The sequence below is a fragment of the Streptomyces dangxiongensis genome (assembly GCF_003675325.1).
Taxonomy (GTDB): domain Bacteria; phylum Actinomycetota; class Actinomycetes; order Streptomycetales; family Streptomycetaceae; genus Streptomyces; species Streptomyces dangxiongensis.
On record NZ_CP033073.1, the window covers coordinates 3,755,749 to 3,775,760 of the forward strand.

Annotated in this window: 17 protein-coding genes and 2 pseudogenes; 6 read left to right on the forward strand and 13 right to left on the reverse strand. The window is 71.3% G+C overall.

The window, feature by feature from the left end:
- Positions 1 to 294: 294 nt before the first annotated feature.
- From D9753_RS16735 to D9753_RS16760, 7 genes are all read right to left on the reverse strand, one after another.
- Entirely contained in the window at positions 295 to 2,229 is a 1,935-nt protein-coding gene (locus tag D9753_RS16735) for an ArnT family glycosyltransferase (RefSeq protein WP_121787744.1), read from the reverse strand.
- A 104-nt stretch (positions 2,230 to 2,333) separates the two neighbouring features.
- Positions 2,334 to 3,413, reverse strand: coding sequence for an NlpC/P60 family protein (locus D9753_RS16740; protein WP_121787745.1), 1,080 nt, complete (start codon positions 3,411 to 3,413; stop codon positions 2,334 to 2,336).
- A gap of 42 nt (positions 3,414 to 3,455) precedes the next feature.
- Positions 3,456 to 3,938, reverse strand: coding sequence for a poly-gamma-glutamate biosynthesis protein PgsC/CapC (locus D9753_RS16745; protein WP_121787746.1), 483 nt, complete (start codon positions 3,936 to 3,938; stop codon positions 3,456 to 3,458).
- Complete coding sequence (gene pgsB / locus D9753_RS16750) at positions 3,935 to 5,398, reverse strand: poly-gamma-glutamate synthase PgsB (protein ID WP_121787747.1); 1,464 nt, start codon at positions 5,396 to 5,398, stop codon at positions 3,935 to 3,937. The genes D9753_RS16745 and pgsB overlap by 4 nt, the downstream gene beginning before the upstream one ends.
- Before the next feature lie 15 nt (positions 5,399 to 5,413).
- Positions 5,414 to 5,755, reverse strand: a complete 342-nt coding sequence (locus D9753_RS37975) for a HAMP domain-containing protein (protein ID WP_240468188.1) — start codon at positions 5,753 to 5,755, stop codon at positions 5,414 to 5,416.
- The gene (locus tag D9753_RS16755) at positions 5,752 to 7,665 is read right to left on the reverse strand and encodes a cache domain-containing protein (protein ID WP_240468189.1); all 1,914 of its coding nucleotides are present in this window, start codon (positions 7,663 to 7,665) and stop codon (positions 5,752 to 5,754) included. The genes D9753_RS37975 and D9753_RS16755 overlap by 4 nt, the downstream gene beginning before the upstream one ends.
- A gap of 295 nt (positions 7,666 to 7,960) precedes the next feature.
- The gene (locus tag D9753_RS16760) at positions 7,961 to 9,310 is read right to left on the reverse strand and encodes an alpha/beta hydrolase family protein (RefSeq protein ID WP_240468190.1); all 1,350 of its coding nucleotides are present in this window, start codon (positions 9,308 to 9,310) and stop codon (positions 7,961 to 7,963) included.
- A gap of 276 nt (positions 9,311 to 9,586) precedes the next feature.
- On the opposite strand from D9753_RS16760, the pseudogene D9753_RS37980 reads away from it, so the two are divergent.
- Positions 9,587 to 9,742 (forward strand): annotated as a pseudogene (locus D9753_RS37980) (TetR/AcrR family transcriptional regulator); the annotation flags it as partial.
- Here D9753_RS37980 and D9753_RS16770 read toward each other — a convergent pair.
- Positions 9,735 to 10,292: a CGNR zinc finger domain-containing protein gene (locus D9753_RS16770; protein ID WP_121787748.1), complete on the reverse strand. Its 558-nt coding sequence runs from the start codon at positions 10,290 to 10,292 to the stop codon at positions 9,735 to 9,737. The pseudogene D9753_RS37980 and the gene D9753_RS16770 sit on opposite strands and share 8 nt — an antisense overlap.
- Positions 10,293 to 10,500: 208 nt before the next feature.
- Positions 10,501 to 11,553, reverse strand: a complete 1,053-nt coding sequence (locus D9753_RS16775) for an alpha/beta fold hydrolase (protein WP_121787749.1) — start codon at positions 11,551 to 11,553, stop codon at positions 10,501 to 10,503.
- A gap of 283 nt (positions 11,554 to 11,836) precedes the next feature.
- Here D9753_RS16775 and D9753_RS16780 point away from each other — a divergent pair, with 283 nt between their 5' ends.
- Entirely contained in the window at positions 11,837 to 12,304 is a 468-nt protein-coding gene (locus D9753_RS16780) for a DUF5990 family protein (RefSeq protein WP_240468191.1), read from the forward strand.
- 103 nt (positions 12,305 to 12,407) lie between these two features.
- Here the strand turns inward: D9753_RS16780 and D9753_RS16785 are convergent, their stop codons facing one another.
- Positions 12,408 to 13,658, reverse strand: a complete 1,251-nt coding sequence (locus D9753_RS16785) for a serine hydrolase domain-containing protein (RefSeq protein WP_240468192.1) — start codon at positions 13,656 to 13,658, stop codon at positions 12,408 to 12,410.
- Between the two features lie 382 nt (positions 13,659 to 14,040).
- Here D9753_RS16785 and D9753_RS16790 point away from each other — a divergent pair, with 382 nt between their 5' ends.
- A complete protein-coding gene (locus D9753_RS16790; protein WP_121787751.1) occupies positions 14,041 to 15,018 on the forward strand; it encodes a TolB family protein in 978 nt (325 codons plus the stop codon).
- On the opposite strand, the gene D9753_RS16795 is transcribed toward D9753_RS16790, so the two are convergent.
- The 3 genes from D9753_RS16795 to D9753_RS16805 form a co-directional block, all read right to left on the reverse strand.
- Positions 15,006 to 15,593: a hypothetical protein gene (locus D9753_RS16795; protein WP_121787752.1), complete on the reverse strand. Its 588-nt coding sequence runs from the start codon at positions 15,591 to 15,593 to the stop codon at positions 15,006 to 15,008. The genes D9753_RS16790 and D9753_RS16795 overlap by 13 nt on opposite strands.
- 166 nt (positions 15,594 to 15,759) lie before the next feature.
- Positions 15,760 to 16,443: a hypothetical protein gene (locus D9753_RS16800; protein ID WP_121787753.1), complete on the reverse strand. Its 684-nt coding sequence runs from the start codon at positions 16,441 to 16,443 to the stop codon at positions 15,760 to 15,762.
- Positions 16,433 to 16,990, reverse strand: coding sequence for a SigE family RNA polymerase sigma factor (locus tag D9753_RS16805; RefSeq protein ID WP_121787754.1), 558 nt, complete (start codon positions 16,988 to 16,990; stop codon positions 16,433 to 16,435). The genes D9753_RS16800 and D9753_RS16805 overlap by 11 nt, the downstream gene beginning before the upstream one ends.
- Before the next feature lie 406 nt (positions 16,991 to 17,396).
- Here D9753_RS16805 and D9753_RS37985 point away from each other — a divergent pair.
- The 3 genes and pseudogenes from D9753_RS37985 to D9753_RS16815 all read left to right on the forward strand — a co-directional run.
- Positions 17,397 to 17,564 (forward strand): annotated as a pseudogene (locus D9753_RS37985) (sigma factor-like helix-turn-helix DNA-binding protein); the annotation flags it as partial.
- Positions 17,565 to 17,967: 403 nt separating this feature from the next.
- The gene (locus D9753_RS37990; RefSeq protein WP_240468532.1) at positions 17,968 to 18,306 is read left to right on the forward strand and encodes a hypothetical protein; all 339 of its coding nucleotides are present in this window, start codon (positions 17,968 to 17,970) and stop codon (positions 18,304 to 18,306) included.
- A 5-nt stretch (positions 18,307 to 18,311) separates the two neighbouring features.
- Positions 18,312 to 20,006 carry a transglycosylase domain-containing protein gene (locus D9753_RS16815; protein ID WP_121791107.1) on the forward strand — a complete coding sequence of 565 codons (1,695 nt, stop codon included), beginning with the start codon at positions 18,312 to 18,314 and terminating at the stop codon, positions 20,004 to 20,006.
- Positions 20,007 to 20,012: the final 6 nt, after the last annotated feature.

The following is a 20,012-nucleotide window of genomic DNA, read 5'->3' on the forward strand; positions in this document are numbered from 1 at the left end:
AGGCTGGGAACCGGGGCGCTCCGCCTCAGGTCAAGAGGGTAGGCGCGACCCAAGTACCCAAGCTTCCGAAGCTGACAGCGCGAGTTCGGTTCTCGTCACCCGCTCTTATCGGAGCCCCGGGTCAGCGGCCTGGGACTTGCTTGTTGTCCACACCACGCGCACTCCGGGCACGGGCAGCACCGGCACCCGGCACCCGGCACCCGGCACCGACCATCCGGAACTCGTGGTCCGTTGGCCCAGGTGATCACCGGGGACAGCGAAAAGGGCCGGGGCTCTGACCGGGCGGGCGTCGCCTCACCTCGGGCGGGCGCAGTCGTAAAGGGTGAAGCTGCCGTCGGTGCGGAGGCCGTAGGCGGTGGGCCGGATGCGGGTGCAGTGGGACTTCACCCAGGTGGTGGCGGGAGTGGTGGGGCGCTGGGTGGTGAGCAGCGCATAGCGCAATTGGTGGGCGGTGACGAGGCCGCCGAGCTGCCGGGCGGTCGGGAAGGGGGTGCTGCCGGTGAAGCCGCCCATGACGAGGATGGGTTCGGACTTCGCGCGCAGTAGGGGCTCGGCGGTGTAGGCGGCCTGGGTGGCGAGCAGGTACTTCTCGCCGTGGCGGTGCGTGGTGAGGTAGTCGAGCAGGGCGGTGTCGCGGGCGCTGGGCCGGTCGAGCCCTGCCCTCCGCGGAGCGTGACGGTGATGCTCGTTGTACGACTTGCCGACCGGACCGGCCATCGGAGAGGTGGCGGCGCCCGCGTAGAGCGGGTCGAGGCTGGAGACGGCCCAGCCGGCCGGTACGACCAGGGTGGCCGCGATCCCGGCGGCGAGGGCGGCGTGGATCATCCGTGGGGAGGTGCGCGGCCCGCGGCTCCACAGGCCCACCACGCCGCACAGCGCGAGCATCACAGCGACCGGCAGCAGCCAGGAGAGGAATCGGGTCGGCCAGTCGAGTATCAGCGCCCACGCCACCGTCAGCGCGATCACCGTCGGCAGCGCCATGTGCCGCCGGCCGGCCGCTTCGTACTCCGCCTCCTGCTCCGGCTCGTACTTCGCCTCGTACTCCGCTCGGAAGAGCGCGAGCCCGCCGCCGGCCAGCGCGGCGAGCGCCGGGGCGATGACGGCCGTGTAGTAGGCGTGGTTGCCGTTGGAGACGCTGAACACCACGATGTGCACGGCCAGCCAGCCACCCCACATCAGAAACCCCGCGCGCGGCAGGTCGGTTCGCGGTCGTCCGGCGCGCCGGACGACGCCCAGGACCGCGGCGACCACAGCGAGCGGCAGCAGCCAGGCGACCTGCGGGCCGACCGTGTGGTTGATCAGCATGTCCCAGCCGGTGTTGCCGGTGGTGCGGCTGGCGGCGGTGCCCGGGACGGCGCCGAACGCGGTGGGATCGCTGCTGAAACGGCTCAAGCCGTTGTAGCCGAAGACCAGGGCGAACGGATTGTTGTCGGACGTTCCGTCGAAGTACGGGCGGTCGGTTGCCGGTGTCACCCAGGCGATCAGCATCCAGGAGCAGGAGACCGCCAGCGCGACCGCACCGCCCAGCAGGACGCGCACAGCCCGCTTCAACGCCGTTCCCGGCGCGACGAGTTGGTACACGGTGGCGAAGACCGGCAGCACCAGCCACGCCTGCAGCATCTTCGCCTGGAAGGCGAGTCCGACCCAGATCCCGCAGGTGATCAGTGGCAGCAGCCGCTCGGTGCGCACCGCCTTCTGCAGCGCTCCGGCGGCCGCCACCAGGAGCAGGGTGAGCGCGGTGTCCGGGATGGTGGCACGGTTGAGCGCCACGGTGACCGGGGTGAGGGTGAGCGCCAGCGCGGCGATCAGCGCGGCGAACGGACCGGCCCAGGCCCGTACGATCCGGTGCAACAGCCAGACGGTGAGCACGCCCTCGACGACCTGCGGAAGCGCGGCCGCCCAGGTGTGCGGGCCGAAGAGCCAGACGGAGACGGCGTCGGGCCAGAAGGCGCCGGGCAGCTTGTCGATGCTGATCGAACCAGCGGCGTCGAGCCCACCGAAGGAGAACGCACGCCGGCTGCCGGCCATCGAGCGTATCGCCGCACCGTAGAAGGGGTGGAGCGCGGCCTGCCCGATGCCCCAGGAGTACAGCACCGCGGCGACGGCCAGCACCGCGGCGAGCGCCGGGCGCTCCCAGCGCGGGGCGTCCTCCGGCAGGCCGGAGCGGCGGGTCGCCGCCCGGCGGGCTTGCTGCGCTCCGGTGGGCTGGGCGGCGGGGATGGCGGTCATGGCAGTGGTCCTCGGTCAGCAGGTCAGGTGAAGCGGCGGTGCACACGCGGCGACATCGCACGCGGCGAAGTCACACGCGGCGACATCGAGCGAACGCGGCGGAGTCACAGGCGGCGGGCCGCCCGGAAGCCGCGGGCGTAGAAGTCGGTGCCGTCCAGCAGTGAGCGGCCCGACAGGTCACCCAGAGTGGGGCCGTTGGCGGCGGAGCGACTGGAGTAGAAGCGGTGCCGGCCCTGGTCGTCGAGGCCCATGTACATGCCGCAGTGGTCGATGAAGTCCGGCCGGTCCTTGATGATGGCGAAGAAGACCAGATCGCCGGGTTGCAGGACGCCCAGGTCGGTGGCCTGCTGCCTGCCGGTGTGGGGGATCACCAGGCGGCCGGGACCGTAGGCGGCGATGGCGAAGGCGCGGCGCGGCAGACCGGTGCCCCGGGCGTTGGTGTTGTGCAGGGGGATGCCCATGCGGTAGCCCCACACCAGACGCTGGAAGCCGGAGCAGTCGACATCGCCGTAGCGGGCCTTCTCCGGCTGCACACGCGTGCCGTCCGGGAAGGTCCAGTCCGTGCCCAGATAGTCGTAGAAGTCGGACTGCTCGTCGTGGAAGGCGAAGTCCAGCGGGTTGTTGACCTCGGCATTGCGCGGGCCGAAGTGCGCGGTGCCCGCGTAGCGCACGCCGGCAGCGTTGTGCTTGTCGGGCGCCCCGGCGCTGCTGTACTGGAACGCCACGGCGAAGACGTCCGGGCTGCTGTCGACGAGCGCCTTGCGGAACCAGCCCTCGAACCAGGCGGACTTCTCCATGCCCTGCTGCCACGCGTGCGGCAGCACCCGCACCCAGGCGTCCGTGGTCACCTTGGCCTCGGTGGTGCGCGGCTCGCTGAAGGTGCGGCTGGGCCCGGTGAGTACGGCCGTACGGGCGCCGTCGGTGAAAGTGGCGAGCGTGCCGCCGTCGCCGGCGCGGACCACGGTGCGGCCGGGGGCGGACAGCCGCTCGAAGGTGTGGGGCCCGGTGGGCCGGGCGCTCGGGCCGGAGCCCGCGCCTGCCGTACCGCCGTTGTCGTGGCTGCCGTGCCCGAGGCGGTCCCAGGCGTACCCGCCCGCCGCCCCGGCGGCCGCCACGCCCGCGATCGTCCGGAACACGGCGCGGCGAGTCGGGCCGCTTCGCCTGCCGTCAGGTGCGGAGTGCATGGCCGATCCTCCTGGGACTGTGGGGTGAGAGGGGTGAGCGGGTCAGCCGGTGGGCAGGGCCCCGATCAACAGACCGGCGACGAGCACCACGTAGGTGGCCAGGGTCACCGCCGTGGTCGAGATGACCGTGGCCGCCAGCGGCTGACGGGCCATCTGGTAGGAGACCAGGCCGGGGACGATGAAGCCAAGGGTCTGTGACGTGTACAGCAGCGGAAACTCGTGGCTGAGGGTGAGCATCACGGTGGTCTGCATCAGCACCGCGCACAGCACGATGGCGGCGAACAGCCGCTTGCCGTAGAGGATCACCGTGCGCTGCACCAGCTTCATCAGGAAGTACGTTCCCGCCGCTACAACGACCATCAGCCCGGCCATCCGCACGTCGGTGACGAGCGTGAGGGCGATCCAGCCCGGGGTGATCATGCCCCCGGGGGAGAGGTTGGTGGTCAGATAGCAGACGAGCGAGAAGACCAGCCCGAGGGCGATCCCGAGCGCGGCGGTCTGTGCGTTGAGGTTGGCGGGGATCACGGGTTCCTCGTGGACTGGGACGGATCGTAGGAGTGTTGCGGGTAGTCCGCGGTGCTCTGGTCGTCGGGCCGGCCCTGGCGGTCGGCGAACCGGCGGGCGAGCTCGCGCTGCTCCGGGACGCGGAAGGCGTACGTCGGTGTCTCCAGAGGCGCCACCCAGCTATACGGCTCCGGCTCGGGCGGCCTTGCCACCGAGACCCGCGGCCGGGGTAGGGCGATCTGCATGGTCTCCTGGTCCAGGCCGTCGCCGTCGGGAACGGCGTCGAGCGGGTCCTCGGATTCGTCCAGCGGCAGCTCGGCGAGGCATTCCAGGAACAGCTCGCCCTGGCCGTGGATGTTGCCGATCGCCACCAGCGAGGAATCCGGGCCGAGTTCCGCGAGGATCGCGGCGGTCAGCTCCTCGGGTTCCCGGCGGTCGCCGCCGAGATCCACCACCCGCCCGGTGAAGCCGTCCGGGATCGCGTCGCGGGCGCTCTTGGTCGGGTGGCCGATCAGGAACACCGTCTCGGCGGCGAGGTCGGGGACGATCGTGCCCATCTGGCCGTTGCGCTCCACCCGGTCCGGGCGGCAGTTGATGACCACGCCGATCGGCCGTGTGATCGCGCCCAGATCCTCCAGCTGCTTGACGTTCATCAGCGTCGACTCGGGGTCGTTGGCCGCGAAGACGTTGGCGAACCGCAGCCGCTTGCCCTCGTGGGTGACGTAGCGCTCCACGGACAGCACGCCCGGGTCGGGCGGCGCGTCCCACATGCCCTGCATCGCGGTCTGCCGCTCCACGCCGAGCAGTTCGGCGACGGCGAGCGCGATCGCCACGTTCTCCTTGAAGGTGAACCAACTGAAGCCGCGCAGTTCGGCGTCGGTCACCGACTCCGGATCGACCGCGATCAGCCGGCAGTTCCGCTTGTCGGCCTCCTCCTGGAGGATGTGCAGCCGGTCCTTCTCCGCCGTCACACACACCCCGCCCACCGGCATCGAGCGGGAGAGCGAGCGGGCGACGTCGTCCAGCGTCGGCCCCATCTCCTCCAGATGGTCCTCGCGGACGTTGCACAGCACGCCGATCGTGGAACGGATCAGCTTCTCCTGGTTGATCTCCTGCAGCGCGGGCATCACCGCCATGCACTCGATCACCAGCGCGTCCGGCCGGTAGGTCGCCGCCCGCCGTACGATGCCGATCTGCTCGACGATGTTGGAGATGCCGAACTTGCGGTACACCGGCTCCTCGGTGGCGTCCGGATGGATGAACCGGGCCGCGGTGCCGGTGGTCTTGGACACCGTGACCAGGCCGCCGCCGCGCAGCGCGCCCGCGCACAGCCGGGTGATCGAACTCTTGCCGCGGATGCCGTTGACCAGCACCCGCGTGGGTATCTGCTCCAGCGAGGCGAAGTGCCGCCGCTGCTCCAGGATTCCGGCGATCCACAGAGCGGCGCAGCACAGCAGGACGATGACATAGAGGAAGAGCACGCCGATTCCGTCCTTCTACCGCTGGAGGGTGTTCTCACGCGGGGGCCGGGAGGGCCCGGCGGCCTGGCCTGATCTGGCCGCCCGGTCGCGTTCCGCCAGGGCCTGGCGCACCAGCTCCAGGCTGCGGGTGACCGAGCCGATCTCGTCGTGGTTGACCGGATGCAGCACGGTGCGGCGGTCTCCGCCGGCGAGCCGCTCGACGAGCACGGCGACCGCGCGCAGCGGCCGGACCACCACGACATGCAGCCAGCCAAGGCCGGCCGCGCCCGCGGCGAGGCCCAGGATGCCGGCGAGCATGGTGCGCTGCTCGGCCTGCACCGCGGGGATCTGGAGCGCCGCCGCGGGCTCCGCGGTCACCACGTGCCAGCCGAGGCGGGCCGTCGGGCCGCTCTGCGCCAGCGGCGCGGCGGTCGACCGATGGGCCGGAGGACGTGTTGTGCACCGCCGAGGTCGCGGTGCCCGTGGTCCCCGGGGCGCCCCTGGGTGGCGCGGGCGAGACGGGTCAGGCCGGAGTCGGGCAGCGACTGGAAGGCGCGGTAGCCCACGCTCGCCGCCAGCACCTTGTCGTCGCGGTCCGTCACCCAGACGCTGCCCAGCTTCGGCCTGGGGAGAATGGAGTTGAGCGCCTTCACGTCGATCTCGCCGAACAGCACCACCCCGGCCGCCGGGGCCTTGCCCTTGCCGGCCCGGACCTGCGCGTAGGCGGCGATCGCCGGTATCCGGCCCGAGGTGTTGACGGTGGTGATCCCACCGCCGCCGGGCACGTGGACGAGGGTGCGCAGCGGTGTGCCGCCCACCCTCAGCGTGATGCCGCCCGAGCGGTCCAGGAGATACAGCGAGCGGTACTGCTTGTGGTCGGCGAGGGATTTGCGCAGAACCTCGGTCTGGGCGTCCCGGCTCCGGCCCGGCAGGCTCGCGGCCGCCTCGCTCAGGTCGGTGTACGACCGGTCGAGGGACTGCCGGATCCGGTTCGTCGCGATCTCGGTGCGCGCCTGCTGGTCGGCGAGGACCGGAGCCGGAACCGCGGTCGCGGTGTCCGCCCGGTTCAGCACGAAGATCATCGGCATCGACCAGCAGGCCACCACCACCACGCCGGCCACGGCCAGCGCCCGGTAACCCGGTCCGCGCCGGGCCGGGAACTCCCGCGGGCCGCTCTCGCCGAGCAGTTGCCCGCGCAGTGAGTCCAGGGCCCGCCCGATCCTGGCCAGTTCACCGAAGCCGTGTACCGGAACCGGCCGGGACAGCTCCGCCGGCGCGGCCGGCCCGTCCCCGGTCGCGCCCCGGGCCAGACGGCCGGCGGACAGGTACAGCCGCAGCAGTGGCTGTTGCAGGGTGAAGTACAGCACCATCCCGAGCAGCAGCGCGACCGCGGCCAGCGCCCCGGCCGCCTCGAGCGCGAAGCCCGAGTAGTCGGCGGCGGTGGTCGTGGTGGGCGCCGCGCGGGAGGTGAGCACCACCAGACCGAGGTCGTCGGTTTCGCCCGGACCGGTCGCCGAGGCGACCTGGGCCCAGCCGGCCACGGTGCGCCGGCTGCCGGTGGTGGCGCCCAGCAGGCTTCCCGAGGCGTCGGTGTCACTCCCCGACCTGTGCGCCGCGCGCGCCGCAGCCGCGGGCAGACCGTTGTGGGCGGCGGCCGGAGAGGCCGTGCCACGGACCGCGGTGGCGAGCGACTTGCCGCTCGCGTCCAGCACTTCGGCGGTGCGCCCGTCGCCGTACGCCGTGAGGGCGGGGAGCGGCTCGCAGACCACCAGCAGCCACTGCCGGGCGGGCCGGCTCGGGGCCTGGTACTGGTCCTGGTCGGGATCGTCCTGCTGCGCGGGCAGGGTGACCTTGGCGAAGTACAGCAGTTGCCGTGTGCCGCCCGACGTCACCAGCCGGGGCGGGATCTCCCCGTGCCCGGACGCCGTCCTGGCGACGTCCACCCCGGCCAGCGGCACGGTCCTGCCGCTGGTCGCCAGCAGTTTCCCGGTGTGCGCGTCGAGCAGCGCACGGCCGAGGAACGCCTTCTTGGCAGAGGTCAGCGCTTTGAGCGCGGTCGTGGGGGTCGAGGTGCTCGTCGCCGGGTACGCGTCGGCCGTACGGCGTACCGTGCCCGCCTCGGCGTCGATCGCGGTGCGCAGAGACAGCGCGGTGTCCGCGGCGATCTGCTGCTCCCCGTTCAGCACGGCCTGCGGGGTGCCCGCGGTGTGGATGCCTTCGAGGCCGATCACGGTCAGGGCGGCGACCACCAGCAGGAGTACGACGATCGAGGCTATCGGCGGGCGCACCCCGCCAAGCATCGGCATGTCGGCGCGGCGGCGGATGCGGTGTCGGCGCGGCGCCCGGGGTGCGGAGGACAGGGCAGCGGGTCCTTCCTCAATCGGCGCGAGCGCCCAAATGTTCGACAATGCGAACATTCTAGCTCCCTGCGATCACGTGCCCATCACATTTGCGCCCCAAGTGGCGTACGAGACACGGGACCCTGTGCGGCGGCGGCCCGTGCGGGTCCGCCACCCCTCCCACGCGCCGAAGGGCGGACCCGCGAACAGGCCCGGCCCTTCGGATGTCCGGTCAGCCGTCCGGTCAGCGGACGAAAGAGATCTCCGGGTACTTGCCGGCGGGCCCGTCGAGCAGGGTGCTGTGCTTGTGACGCAGCTCCTGGTCGAAGAAGGCGGCGAGGTAGACACGCTGGACCTGGACCGCCCGGTTCGGGTCGATCGTGCCGTACTGCTGCTGGACCTGAGTCTGGGAGAGCCCGAGCAGGCCCGCCCACTGCGGCACCATCCACTCGCTGTCGCTGAACGACAGGTGCGCCGCGCCCTTGAGCTTGATGTCGACCCGGTAGCCCTTCAGGTGCGACCACAGCGTGCGCCACGAGCTGTCGTTGTTCCGGTTGTGGCCGCCGGAGCTGAAGAGCATGAAGGGGCGGTCCAGGTCCTTGCTCGGCGCCGTCCCGAAGAACTGGCCGTCCAGGTTGGCACCGGCATCGATCCGCTTGTCGAGCTGCATGGCGGTGTCGACCGCCGCGCCGCCCAGCGACCAGCCGAACATCCCGATACGGGAGGTGTCCACCGACTTCGACAGCCCCGAGGGGAGCGTCGCGTGGCCGGCGTCCGGGTTGCCGCCACTGCTGATCTTGCCGAGAGCGTTGATGACGAACTTGATGTCGGCCGCGCGCACCTTGAGCGTGTCGGAGGAGTGGGTGCCCGACGGCATCCTGTTGAGTTCGAGCCGGTTGGCGGGGAACTGCACCTCGTTGGCGTCGTGGGTGTGGTCGACGGTGACGACGAGGTAGCCGCGGCTGGCGAGATCCTGGGCGAGAGCGGTGCCCATCGCGCGGTCCGAGTGCAGCCCGGTCGAGTACAGCAGGACGGGCAGCTTGCCGAGGCTGGTCTTCACCGGGGCGAGGACATGGCCCGCGGTTTTCGGCAGGGTCACCTGCTGCGGCGACAGCCCGCGCGAGGCGAGGAAGTGGGCGCCGGAGACCGACGGCATCCACGGCGCCTGATAGTGCCCGGACGTGGCGGTGGCCGGATACCAGAGCGACACCATCAACTCGCGGGGCTTGTTGCCGGGCACGTACGGATCCGTACGGGACGTGTCGACGAGGTGCAGGCCGACCATGCCCACGCTGTTCTGCCCGGTCGGCGCGGGCATGGTGAGCTGCAGGCCGGACGGGGCCGTCCGGGCGGACGTGAGCGCCTCGGGGTGTACGGGCTTGTGGTGCTGCGGCGCCTCGTCGTTCTCGGGCGCCAAGGGCGTGTTCGGGTCGGGCTGGTCGGCCGAGAAACCGGTGGCCGCAGGCTTGTCGGACGTCTTCCCGGCGGCCACCGCCGGCGTCATCCCCAGACTCAGCGCGACGGCCAGCGCACCCGCCGAGCCGACCGCTCTGGCGATCGCTCTGCGACAGTGGGGCGGGCGGCGGTGTTTCATGAAACCCCCTTGTTGGTCAGCGATCACAGAACGCGCGATCGACTGCCGCACACCGTACCGCCGCGGCGGCGGGCGGATTCGCCCGCCCGGCCAGCCACGATCCCTTGAGCCCGCATGGTGCCGGCTCCCGGGGCATGCGGTCGCGACGGACCCTCCGGATCAGCCCCGGACACCTACGGTCAACAGCGGTGCGACGCGAGCCTCACGACCGCCCGTGGAGAAGACATCCGCGCAGGTCAGAGCCGTAGAGCCTGCGCAGACGCCGTCGCTTCCCAAGCCGACCTCGATGTGGACCGGACGGCCGCCGCGCTGCTGGCGGGCGTCCAGGGAGGCGTGGCCATCATGATGTCAACGGGCGACTCGGCCCACCTCAAGGCAGCGCTCGACACCGGAATCGAACACCTTCGCGTGACGGCGGGTGAGGTCAGGTAGCCGCGGTCGGGCTCTTCTTGCGGGCACGGTACGCGGCCGCCTTGATCTTGTTGCCGCAGGACTCCATCCCGCACCACTGTCGGCGCATGCCGCGCGAGCGGTCGATGTAGGTGCGGGTGCACTCCGGGTTGCCGCACTCCTTGAGCAGGGGCACGTCCGGCCCGCTCAGGAGCTCGATGGCGCGGCGGGCCACCATGGAGAGGGCTTCTTCCGGTGTCGCCTGCGTCCATCGCCCCGACGGAGTGAGCTGCGGCACCGCGGGCGGTTTTCGTGCGGCGTTGTTCACTACGGTCAGCGCCGCTCCGTCGTACCGCTCGCCGAGCCGACGAGCGGCGACCAGCTTGTATATCGCTTCCCGTACGGTCGTCGCCTGCTCGACGTCGGCCTCCTGGCCGGGCGAGACCGCGTCGACGATGCCGGACTCCACATACCAAGCGTTCAGCCTGTCCGGGGTCACGAACATCTCGAAGCGTGCCGAACGGCGCGCTCGCAGCGTCGCGGCGAAGTCGAGTGCCGGGTTTCCGCAGACGAAGACATGGTCGAGATTCACGTCACCATTCTGACAGGTGACTTTCACATCGGGCAAGAATGCCGAATCAGAGGCCCCGGTCGGTGGCGAGGCACGAGAAGGATCTCTCCGAGCCCTCGGCGTCACGGCGTGCCGCCGCGGCGCCGTCCGTGGCCTTCCCGCTTCCCATGGCGGAACTTCCTTCGGTTCGCGGCGGTCGGATCACCAGTCGGGGCGGTGAGGCGTGTCGTCAGAAGCGGTCCACGTCGATGACGGCCTGGGTGAAGGCGGCGGGCGCCTCCTGGGGCACGTTGTGGCCGGTCCCCAGCAGGGTTCGGTGCTCGTACTTGCCCGTGAACCTGTCCCGGTACGAGGCTCCGGCACCCGGAGCGGTGAAGGGATCGCGCTCGGGGTCGAGTGTGATGGTGGGTACCCCGATCGTCGGGCGCGCGGCCAGCCGCTTCTCGAGTCCGTCATAGCCGCGCTCGCCGTCGGCGAGGCTCAGCCGCCAGCGGTAGTTGTGGATGACGACGGCCGCGTAGTCGGGGTTGTCGAAGGCTGCCGCGGTGCGCTCGAAGGTGGCGTCGTCGAAGTCCCACGTCGGGGAGACGGTGTCCCAGACGAGCCTGGTCAGGTCGTGACGCAGGGTTTTGTCCTCCATGGCGAGCCGACCACGCTCGGTGGAGAAGTAGTACTGGTACCACCAGGCGTGTTCGGCTTCGGGTGCCAGCGGCTTCAGGTTGGCCTCGCGATCGGTGACGAGGTATCCGCTCACCGACACGAGGGCCTTGCAGCGTCGGGGCCAGAGCGCGGCGATGATGTCGGCGGTGCGCGAGCCCCAGTCGAAGCCGGCCAGAACGGCCCTCTCGATCTTCAGGGCGTCCATCAGGGCGATGATGTCGAGCGCGATGACCGACTGCTGGGCGTTGCGGAACGTCCGGTCGGAGAGGAAGCGCGTCGTGCCGTGACCGCGCAGATACGGGACGATCACCCGATAGCCCTTCTCGGCCAACAGTGGGGCGACGTCGACGTAGCTGTGGATGTCGTACGGCCAGCCGTGCAGGCAGATGACCGCGGGGCCGTGGGCGGGGCCCAGTTCGGCATAGCCGACGTCCAACAGGCCGGCCCTTGTCTGCTTCGGCCGCGCAAAGGTGGCGTGCGCGCCGGGAGTGGCCGTGGGAACGGCCGACGCCGCGGATGCGCTCCGGGTGGTGGCGGACGCGGCCTGCAGGCCGGCCAGTGAAGCGGCGGCCGCGCCTGTGCCCACGCCCAGGGCCTTACCGAAACTGCGCCTGTTGATCATGCGCATCCTCCGTGTGTCGACTTCACCGGCTTGTGGACGACTGACTGTTCCACGGGTGACATCACCGGTCAAGCAGGTGACGGCGTTTTGGCTCCAACTCCGGACGCGGTCTACTTGGCGCGTACTGTCGCAAGTACTTGACTAGTGACACCCACCATAAGACCACTGCCTGAACCAGTGACTTACGCACGCGTCGCGCCGCCGCCGAGCGCAAGGTCAGGCCGGTCCAGACCGGTGGGTGGGGACGCAGCACCACTGCACAAGAGACGGGATGATGGCCGTTATGCGCATCCGCATCGACGCCTTCGACCTGCCCGGCCTCACTCGCCCCGCCTCTGCCGACGGCAAAGTGCCCGCCTACGGCAACATCCACGTCGCCGTGCAACGCCGCGACCGTCCGGCCGAACTCCTCGAGCCGCAGCCCGGCGACGCGCCGTCCGCGACATGGACCCTGGAGTGCGCCACGAGCGCATCGCCGACCGGCACCGAGGTCGAAGGGCCCTACGTGCAGGATCGTCTGGGCCGACGGTTCATCTACCTGTCGTGGGGCACGGTCGACGAGTCGGGCACCTTCACGATGTTCCGCCGCGCCAAGCTCATGCTCGATGTCATCCCCGCCGACCTACTCGCCGCCGCCGCACGCGACGGGCTGCTGGTCGGACGCCTCGGCCTGACCGACGCGCAGGGCGGGCCCCTGTGCGCACGAGTCGAGCCCCCTCACATCACCTGGACCGCCGCACGCGCCGGCTAGGAGACCTCCCAGGTCATCGGCCCGGGGCCGTTCGTCGGCCGGGCCGGTGGGCGCGTGGCGCACCACACCGTGCCTCACGCGAGGTGTGGGCCCTTTGGCAGGGTCAGTTCGTGGCCGGGACCAAGGTGCCGAAGGAGGCGGCGGCGATCTGCTGGATGTGGCGCATTTCGGTGCCGTTGAGGTTGGTCGGGTTGACGCTGTAGACGATCTTGCGGGAGAGGTCGCGGGTGGCGAACACAGCGCTGGTGTAGCCGGGGCGGGAGCCGGTCTTGCCCCAGACCACGACACCGTTGGAGGCCTTCACCCTCATGATGCCCATGGTCATGCAGGCACGGCCGGCGTCGGCCTCGGTGCGGCACTGGCTGCTGTGGAAGCTGGGGACGTCGGGGACGGTGAAGAGCTCGGCCTGCTGGGCGGGCGGGAGGAAACGGCCGCGGAAGAGAGCGGTCATGAAACGGTCGAGGTCGGCGGGAGTGGAGATCATGCCGCCCTCGGCCCAGGGCCAGGGGCTCTGCTCCGTGACGTCCACCGGGCGCGTGGTGCCGTCCGAGGACGTGACCGTCAGGTAGCCGTGGGAGCGCGGGCCGGGCAGGCGCGGGTCGTCGGCGTCGGGAACGTGGGTGTCGTGCAGTCCGAGGGGCCGGGTGATCCGGGATCGCGCCTCGTGGCCGAAGGTGTTCCCGGTGATCTTCTCGACCAGGAGGCCGGCGACGTAGTAGTTCATCCCGTTGTACTGCTGCGCGGTGCCCGGCGCGAACTGCATCGGCTGGCCTGCCATCAGGTCGACCACCTGCTGCGGGGTGAAGCTCTTGAGGCGGTTGCCGGCGAACCACTCGGGGCTGCCGTCGCCGAAATCCGCGCTGGAGGCGCCGCGCGGCAGACCACTGGTGTGGTTGAGCAACTGGCCGACCGTGACGGACGGGAGGTCGGCGGGCAGGACCCCCGGCAGGTACTGCTGGACCGGCTTGTCCAGGTCGATGCGGTGCTCGGCGGCGAGCTGGAGGACGATGGTGGCGGTGAAGACCTTGGAAATACTGCCGATCCGGATGTGCGCGTCGGGCGGGACGCCCTGACCGGTCTCCAGATCGCTCACGCCCGAGGTGCCCGACCAGTGGCCTGCGCGACCGGTGATCCGCAGCAACGCGCCGGTGACGTCCGCGTCCGGCAGGCCACCGATGGCTGCCTGGAGCTTGGCCGGGTCGAGCCTGGGCAGCGGCGCGCCGGTCGCGGCGGCGGGCGCTGGAGCCGGAGTGGCGGCGGAGGCGGGCGCGGCCGTACCCGCGGCCAGGGCAGCCAGCACGGCGCCGGACGCGGCCACGGTGGACCAACGGGGGCGCATGGTGGAGCTGTTCACAGTGAGGCTCTCCAAAGTGGTGGGGGTGAGACCGGCGGTCGAACGGCCCGGTCACGAGTCTCTTCCAACCCCACGGCCCGGCTCATCAGGGAACGTCCCTGAGCGAACCCTGACCGGGCCCCGAGAGCTGATTGCGTGTGCGGCGTCTGCCCCAGGCCGGCCGGTTCAGTGCGTCGGCGCCCCTTTCCGATGTTTCTTCTCTCATGTGACCCGCTATTGCACAGTTGTGACGGCGAGCGCACAACTCCGTCACCCTCTGCCGGAAGACTCCGTCTTGTCGCGAAGGACAGCAGGCCGAGCGGACCGGTTCAGGTTCCGGGGACGGCGGGCGGTTCCCGCGAGACTCTCGTCGCAGCGTCATTCACTCTCTGGGGGAACCTCGATGTCCGCTCGTAACCGTCGGAGCGCCGCAGCCGTCATCACCACGGGTGCCGCCGCACTGCTCACCCTGTGCGGCACGGCCGCCCCCGCGATGGCCGCTCCGTCCTCCGGCGGCGACGCCAGGGGCAGCGCCGCGATGGTCGCCGCGGCCGCGTCCGCCCACACACTCACCGTGCCCAGGGGACTCAGCATCAGCAACGGCACCCGCCACGTCGTGGTCGACGGTAGGTCGATCGACTTCGGCACCACGGTCCGTGACCTGGCCTGGAACCCCAGCGGCAGCAAGGCCGCCTTCATCGACGGGCACGGCGACCTCGTCGTCTCCAGCCCCGACGGCAGCCACCGCGTCACCGTCGCCGGCCACCCGGGCGGGCAGACCTGGTCCCACCCCACCTGGCAGGTGACCGCCGCCGACCGGGAGAACCAGATCCCCGCGAAGAACAACCTCATCTTCTCGGCCAAGATCCACGGCAGCACCGTCCTGGAGGGCGTCAAGGCCACCAGCAACCACGGCAAGCCGGCCAGGATCAGCCTGAACGGCGACCCGGGAGACGGCAACGTCCCCCAGACCGGCAACACCTGGCCGAATGTCGGCGGCAGCTACGGCTCGGCCGTCTACGAGAACACCCACACCGGCGAGGTCTACATCCGCGACGACTACCTGCGGCAGCAGGGCGGCGCGCTGACCAAGGGTTCCGAGCCGGCTCTCTCCCCCGACAACGAGGAGGTCGTCTTCGTCCGCTCCGTCCACGGGCACGACCACCTCTTCGTCGAGGACTTCGGCGGCTCCACCAAGACCGTCAAGGACGTCACCCCCAACGCCACCGCCGACTGCACCGAGCCCACCTGGTCGCCCAACGGCAAGACCATCGCCTTCCGCACCCCGACCGGTACGTACACCATCGCGAAGACCGCCCACGGCTTCGGCAAGCTCGTCAAGGTCTCCGAGCACACGGGCCTGCCCGCCTACCGCGGCTGATCACCGCCCAACCGGCCGCCAACGCGGGCGAGTTCGGCCTGGAGCTCCGGCAGATGCTGGTCGGCCGTGTCGTGCGGGAGGTACTCGACCACGTCGAGAAAGCGGAACAGGACCTGGGCCGAGGTGACGGCGAACTCGTAATCGGCGAACCCCACCACGGCACCCAGCTCACCACGAACGGCGCCCCGGACGACGTGCGCGGTCAGGTCGTCCGGGCTTTCCGCTGTCAGCCCCCGCCGCGCGTTGGGGCGGGCCAGGTACGGGCAGACCATCGAGGCGTAGAGCATGCACGCGCGGTGCCCCGGAGCCTCCAGTGTCGCCGCCATGTTGCGGTACGGCCGCCCGGCGGCAAGCGCCTCGCGGATCGCGGAACTCTCCGCGGCGCCGACCACCCGCCATACGGGACCCTTGGGCATCAGGGTGTTGCAGACGGAACACAGACGCCGGCGTGCGCACTCGGCGCTTCGCTCGTAGTCGGTGAGCGCGAACTGGGGTTCGTCGCCCTCCCACGGGGTGATGGCGGGTACGGGATAGCCACGGCTGTCACGAGGTCTGGCCTCGACGGTCGCCGGCATGGGAACGGAATCGAATCGCACACCTCATGTTCGGCCACATGGCCGCCCACCGCGACGGTTGTTCAGGCATGCGCCAGCCGTGTCCGCCTCTCACCGGATGGCGGACCTGCTCAAGGCATCAAGGACCGCCCGTCTCGGGCGACCCTGTGTTCCGCATCCGCCCGTCTCAGTTGGCGGTGTGTTCCACATCCGGTGCCGGAGCGGCGGCCGAGGGCGTGGCTGTCGGCGTCGTGCCGGTTCTCACCGCGAAGGTGTCGCCGGGGCGGACCCGGGCGTAGAACCACTTGATGTCCTCGGCGCCGAGGCCGATCCAGCCGGCTTTGGTGTCGTCGCTCAGGGTCTTGAGCTGCGGGGAGAAGAGACCGACGTAGTGCGGCCGGCGCTCCCCGTCGCGCAGCTCGACCACATACCGCACGCTCACCACGGTGGGGCCTATGGTCGGGCCCTCGGGTGACACGTAGTGGCTCAGCTCTCCCGGATCATCTTTCGCGACCACCGTCATCGGGCTCGTGGCCCCGCGCAGGGCGCCGGATTCCGAGAGGACCGGCATCACCCGGCCGTCGAACGTGAGGGTGCGACCGGACAGGTAGAGCGTGCTGGGGAAGGGTGCCGGGGAGGCCGCGGCCGGGGGCCGGTGCCCGGCCGGGTGGTCCGGGGCCCCGCCGGGGTGCAGGCTCAGGGCGAAGCCCAGCAACGCGAGGGCGGCGGTCCCCGCGCCGAGGTTCGCGGCGGCACGGCGGCGGCGCCTGCGGCGCATCGCCCGGGCACGTGTCGCGGGGCCGCCGACGACCGGAGCGGTCTCCTGTGCCGCGGCCAACTCGCGCAGCGCGGAGGAAAGTTCATCGGCCACGGCCGCTCTCCTTCCTGACCGGTCCGTCGGCCTCGTCGAGCCGCCCGTCGGCCTCGTCGAGCCGCCCGTCGGCCTCGTCCCCCGCAAGTCGCTTCGCCAGCTCCGCCCGTCCCCGGGACAGTCTCGCCTTGACCGTCCCCACGGGCGCACGGGTCTCGGAGGCTACCTGCTCCACAGTCAGGTCGCACAAATGGTGCAGTACGATCGCCATCCGCTGGGCCTCGGGCAGTTCACGCAGTGCGGCCACGAGCGCGGCGTACTCGGGGTTCGGCCCCGGGGTGGGGTCGGGCGGCGGAGTGCGCCGCACCAGTTCCAGCCAGCGCCTCGAGCGCCGCCAGCGGCTCACCGCCAGCCGCATGGCCACGGTGCGGATCCACGCCTCGGGAGCACCGTCCGCCAGGAACCGCTGTCGCCGGTCCCAGGCTCGTACGAAGGCTTCCTGAACGACGTCCTGGGCCTCGCCGTGGTCTCCGGTGAAGGCGTAGAGCTGTCCGGTGAGCCGGGGAAACGCAGCCGCGTAGAAGGCGTCGAACTCGTCCTCGGTCATGCCGCCACCGAAATCTCTGTCCTTTGCTTGCAACCCGGCCGCCACCGCCGTGCGTACAGGTCCCGTAGTCGCGTAGGTCGCATCCAGCGAAGCGCAACCCACCGGGAAGACGGCGCGCGGAGGTTCCAGGCTCCCTCTCCCTCGACCGGTGTCGGCTCGTCGGCTGACCAACCTACCGGCACACCGAACAGTTACCCGACCAGGACGGACGCCCGTACGTCCGGCCAGGACGGGGTTCCCGAGCCTAAGGACCGTCCACGTGCCACCGACCCACGATGTGCTCCCCACCGGCCATGACTTCGCCACGTACGCCCGGACGCACTGGTCCCGGCTGATCGTGACCGCGCGGCTGCTCACCGACGATCCCGGTGCGGCGGAGGAACTGGTGCGGAGAACCCTGGTGCGGATGTACGCGCGGTGGCGGCGCGTTCCGCGCAACGACACGGACTTCCACGTGCGGCGCTGTCTGGTGCAGGGCCACTTGCGCCGGCTGCGCGGGCGGCGGGCCGCGCGGCGGCGGACGGTTCTCGTGCTGCGGATCTGGGAGGGGCTGACGGATGCGGAGATCGCCCAGTTGCTGGGCTGCTCGGCAGGCGCGGTGCGTGCCCGTGCCCGTCACGGTCTGAAGGCGGCCGGCGGCGACCCCGGGCGGCTGCGCGAGGTGTACGCCCGTGCCGCCCGGGACGTCGTCCCCTGCGAGGTGCCGCTGGCCGATGTCCAGGCAGCGGGGGGCCGCATGCGGCGACGACGCCTCGTCGTGGCCTCGGCCGCCTGCGCGGCGCTGCTCGTGCCCGCCGCCCTGCTCGCGGCCGACCGGGTCGGGGGCGGCGGTGCGCAGGACGGGACACCCCGAGCCCGGGCAGGGGGCGGCGCCCGTTCGGTGACGAGCCCGGTCCGGGTCGTGGCCGCCGGGCGAGCGGGTGACCGTCGGGCCGGGGATACGGGTGTGGCTGACGGCCGACGGTGGGCACTGGTCGGTGCCCACGCATCTCCCGGGGGCAGGCGGCGACCGGCCACTCGACGAACCCGGCGTCTCCGCGCGGGTGGACAGCGTGAACGGCGGGTTCCTCCTGTCGGGCCTCTTCCACGGCCTCGGCGGCGAGCCGGGCCGTGTCGAGGTGGGCACCGGCGACGGCAAGGCCACCGCGAAGGTCCTCGTCCTGGCGGGAAGTCCGGGCTGGGGCGTCTGGTACACGAGCCCGCCGCTGCCCGAGAAGAACGTACGGATGCTTCTCGACGCGGGATCGCACGAGCGGATCGTCACGGTGTACGACGCCTCGGGCAAGATCGCCGCACGGTCGGACAGCACGTGGTGACGGACATGAACGGGAACGACGGGACGGCCGGGCCGCCGACGGCGCGCACCGTGCGGCGACCGGGGAAGGGGAGGGAGTCGGTCCCCCGGTGCGGAAGGCGCGCGCCGCTGCGGACCCGGTACCGGCGCACCCGGGGCCGGCGACTTCGCCGGCTGTTCTACGCCTTCCTCACGCTGATCGCGACGCTGTGTGCGGCGGGCGTCGTGGCGTACCACTTCACGACCATCCCGAAGCCGCACCCCGAGACCGTCACCCAGAGCACCGTGTTCCTCGACTCGGACGGCGCCTATCTGGGCCGGCGCGGACCGGTCGACCGGCAGGACATCCCGCTCTCCGCGGTTCCCGCGCATGTGCAGGAAGCGGTGATCGCCGCGGAGAACCGCTCCTTCCGTACGGACAGCGGCATCTCGCCGCAGGCCATCGCACGGGCCGCGCTGGCGACGCTGACGGGCGGTGACCCACAGGGCGGCTCCACCATCACCCAGCAGTACGTGAAGAACGCGCTGCTGAGCCCGGAGCATTCGCTGTCCCGCAAGGCCCGCGAGGCGCTCATCGCGATCAAACTGGACCGCACCCGCACCAAGGACGAGATCCTGGAGGGCTATCTCAACACCGTGTACTTCGGGCCGGGCGCCGCCGGCATCCAGTCCGCCGCGCGCAACTACTTCGGCGTGGACGCGAAGAGCCTGACGGTCGCACAGGGCGCCGCGCTGGCGTCCATCATCAACATCCCCTCCTACTACGAGAAGGCGGGCTCCGATCCGAAGGTGACCGCGAAGCTGGAGAACCGCTGGGAGTGGGTGCTCGACGCGATGGTGGCGAGCGGGAGCATCACGGACAGGCAGCGGGCCGCCGCGCGTTTCCCGGCGTTCCGGTTCTATCCGCCGGGCGAGACCGAGGGGCAGCGGCAGTACCTGATCGACATCGCGGCCAAGGAGGCCGCCGACCGGCTCGGCATCGCCGAGGACCAGCTCGCGAGCGGCGGTTACACCGTGACGACCACCTTCGACCTGGCGGCGCAGGACCGTGCCACGCAACTGGCCGAGGGGAATCCCGGGGGCAAGGGCGTCCGGGTGCACACCGCCGTCGTGGGGATCGTGCCCGGTGACGGAGCGGTACGGCTGCTGTACGGGGGCTCGGACTACGCGCGGCAGCCGTTCAACGACGCGGTGAGCGGGGCGGTGGAAGCGGGGACGGCCCTTGAGCCGTTCGACGAGGTGAGGCGGGCGGGCGAGCCGCTGGGCGGACTGCTGAGGACGGCGGCGCCTACTCCGCTGAACGTGGCGTCGGCGTACGCGACGGTGGCGGCGGACGGCAGGTACGCCACCCCGTACACCGTCGCGCGCATCACGCGTGAGGGCCGCACCGTCTACCGGGCGCGTCCCGAGGTACGGCGTGTGCTGGACGAGAAGGAGGCGATGACGGCGGGCGCACGGACGGGGGCCGGGCCGACGCCCGTCGCCGTCGGCTCGGCGGCGGTGAAGGCGTTCACCACCGGCGGAGCAGGTGGCGGGACCACCCGGCGGACCGTGTGGACCTCCGGGTACGACGACCGGCTCGCCCTGACGGTCGCGCTGTTCGCCGACCGGGCAGGCGGCAGGAAAGGCACGACGGTGCCCGCGCGACTGCCGAACGGACCGTCGCCGGCCGAGTTCGCACAGCGGGTGGCGGCGGGGATCTGGGAGGCCGCCGCCACGTAGGTCGAG

What these genes read in the sequence shown, in the direction of transcription:
- D9753_RS16735 (WP_121787744.1), bottom strand. Translation starts at nt 2,229, where the DNA reads ATGACCGCCATCCCCGCCGCCCAGCCCACCGGAGCGCAGCAAGCCCGC.
- D9753_RS16740 (WP_121787745.1), bottom strand. Translation starts at nt 3,413, where the DNA reads ATGCACTCCGCACCTGACGGCAGGCGAAGCGGCCCGACTCGCCGCGCC.
- D9753_RS16760 (WP_240468190.1), bottom strand. Translation starts at nt 9,310, where the DNA reads ATGAAACACCGCCGCCCGCCCCACTGTCGCAGAGCGATCGCCAGAGCG.
- D9753_RS16775 (WP_121787749.1), bottom strand. Translation starts at nt 11,553, where the DNA reads ATGATCAACAGGCGCAGTTTCGGTAAGGCCCTGGGCGTGGGCACAGGC.
- D9753_RS16780 (WP_240468191.1), top strand. Translation starts at nt 11,837, where the DNA reads ATGCGCATCCGCATCGACGCCTTCGACCTGCCCGGCCTCACTCGCCCC.
- D9753_RS16790 (WP_121787751.1), top strand. Translation starts at nt 14,041, where the DNA reads ATGTCCGCTCGTAACCGTCGGAGCGCCGCAGCCGTCATCACCACGGGT.
- D9753_RS16795 (WP_121787752.1), bottom strand. Translation starts at nt 15,593, where the DNA reads ATGCCGGCGACCGTCGAGGCCAGACCTCGTGACAGCCGTGGCTATCCC.
- D9753_RS16805 (WP_121787754.1), bottom strand. Translation starts at nt 16,990, where the DNA reads ATGACCGAGGACGAGTTCGACGCCTTCTACGCGGCTGCGTTTCCCCGG.
- D9753_RS16815 (WP_121791107.1), top strand. Translation starts at nt 18,312, where the DNA reads ATGAACGGGAACGACGGGACGGCCGGGCCGCCGACGGCGCGCACCGTG.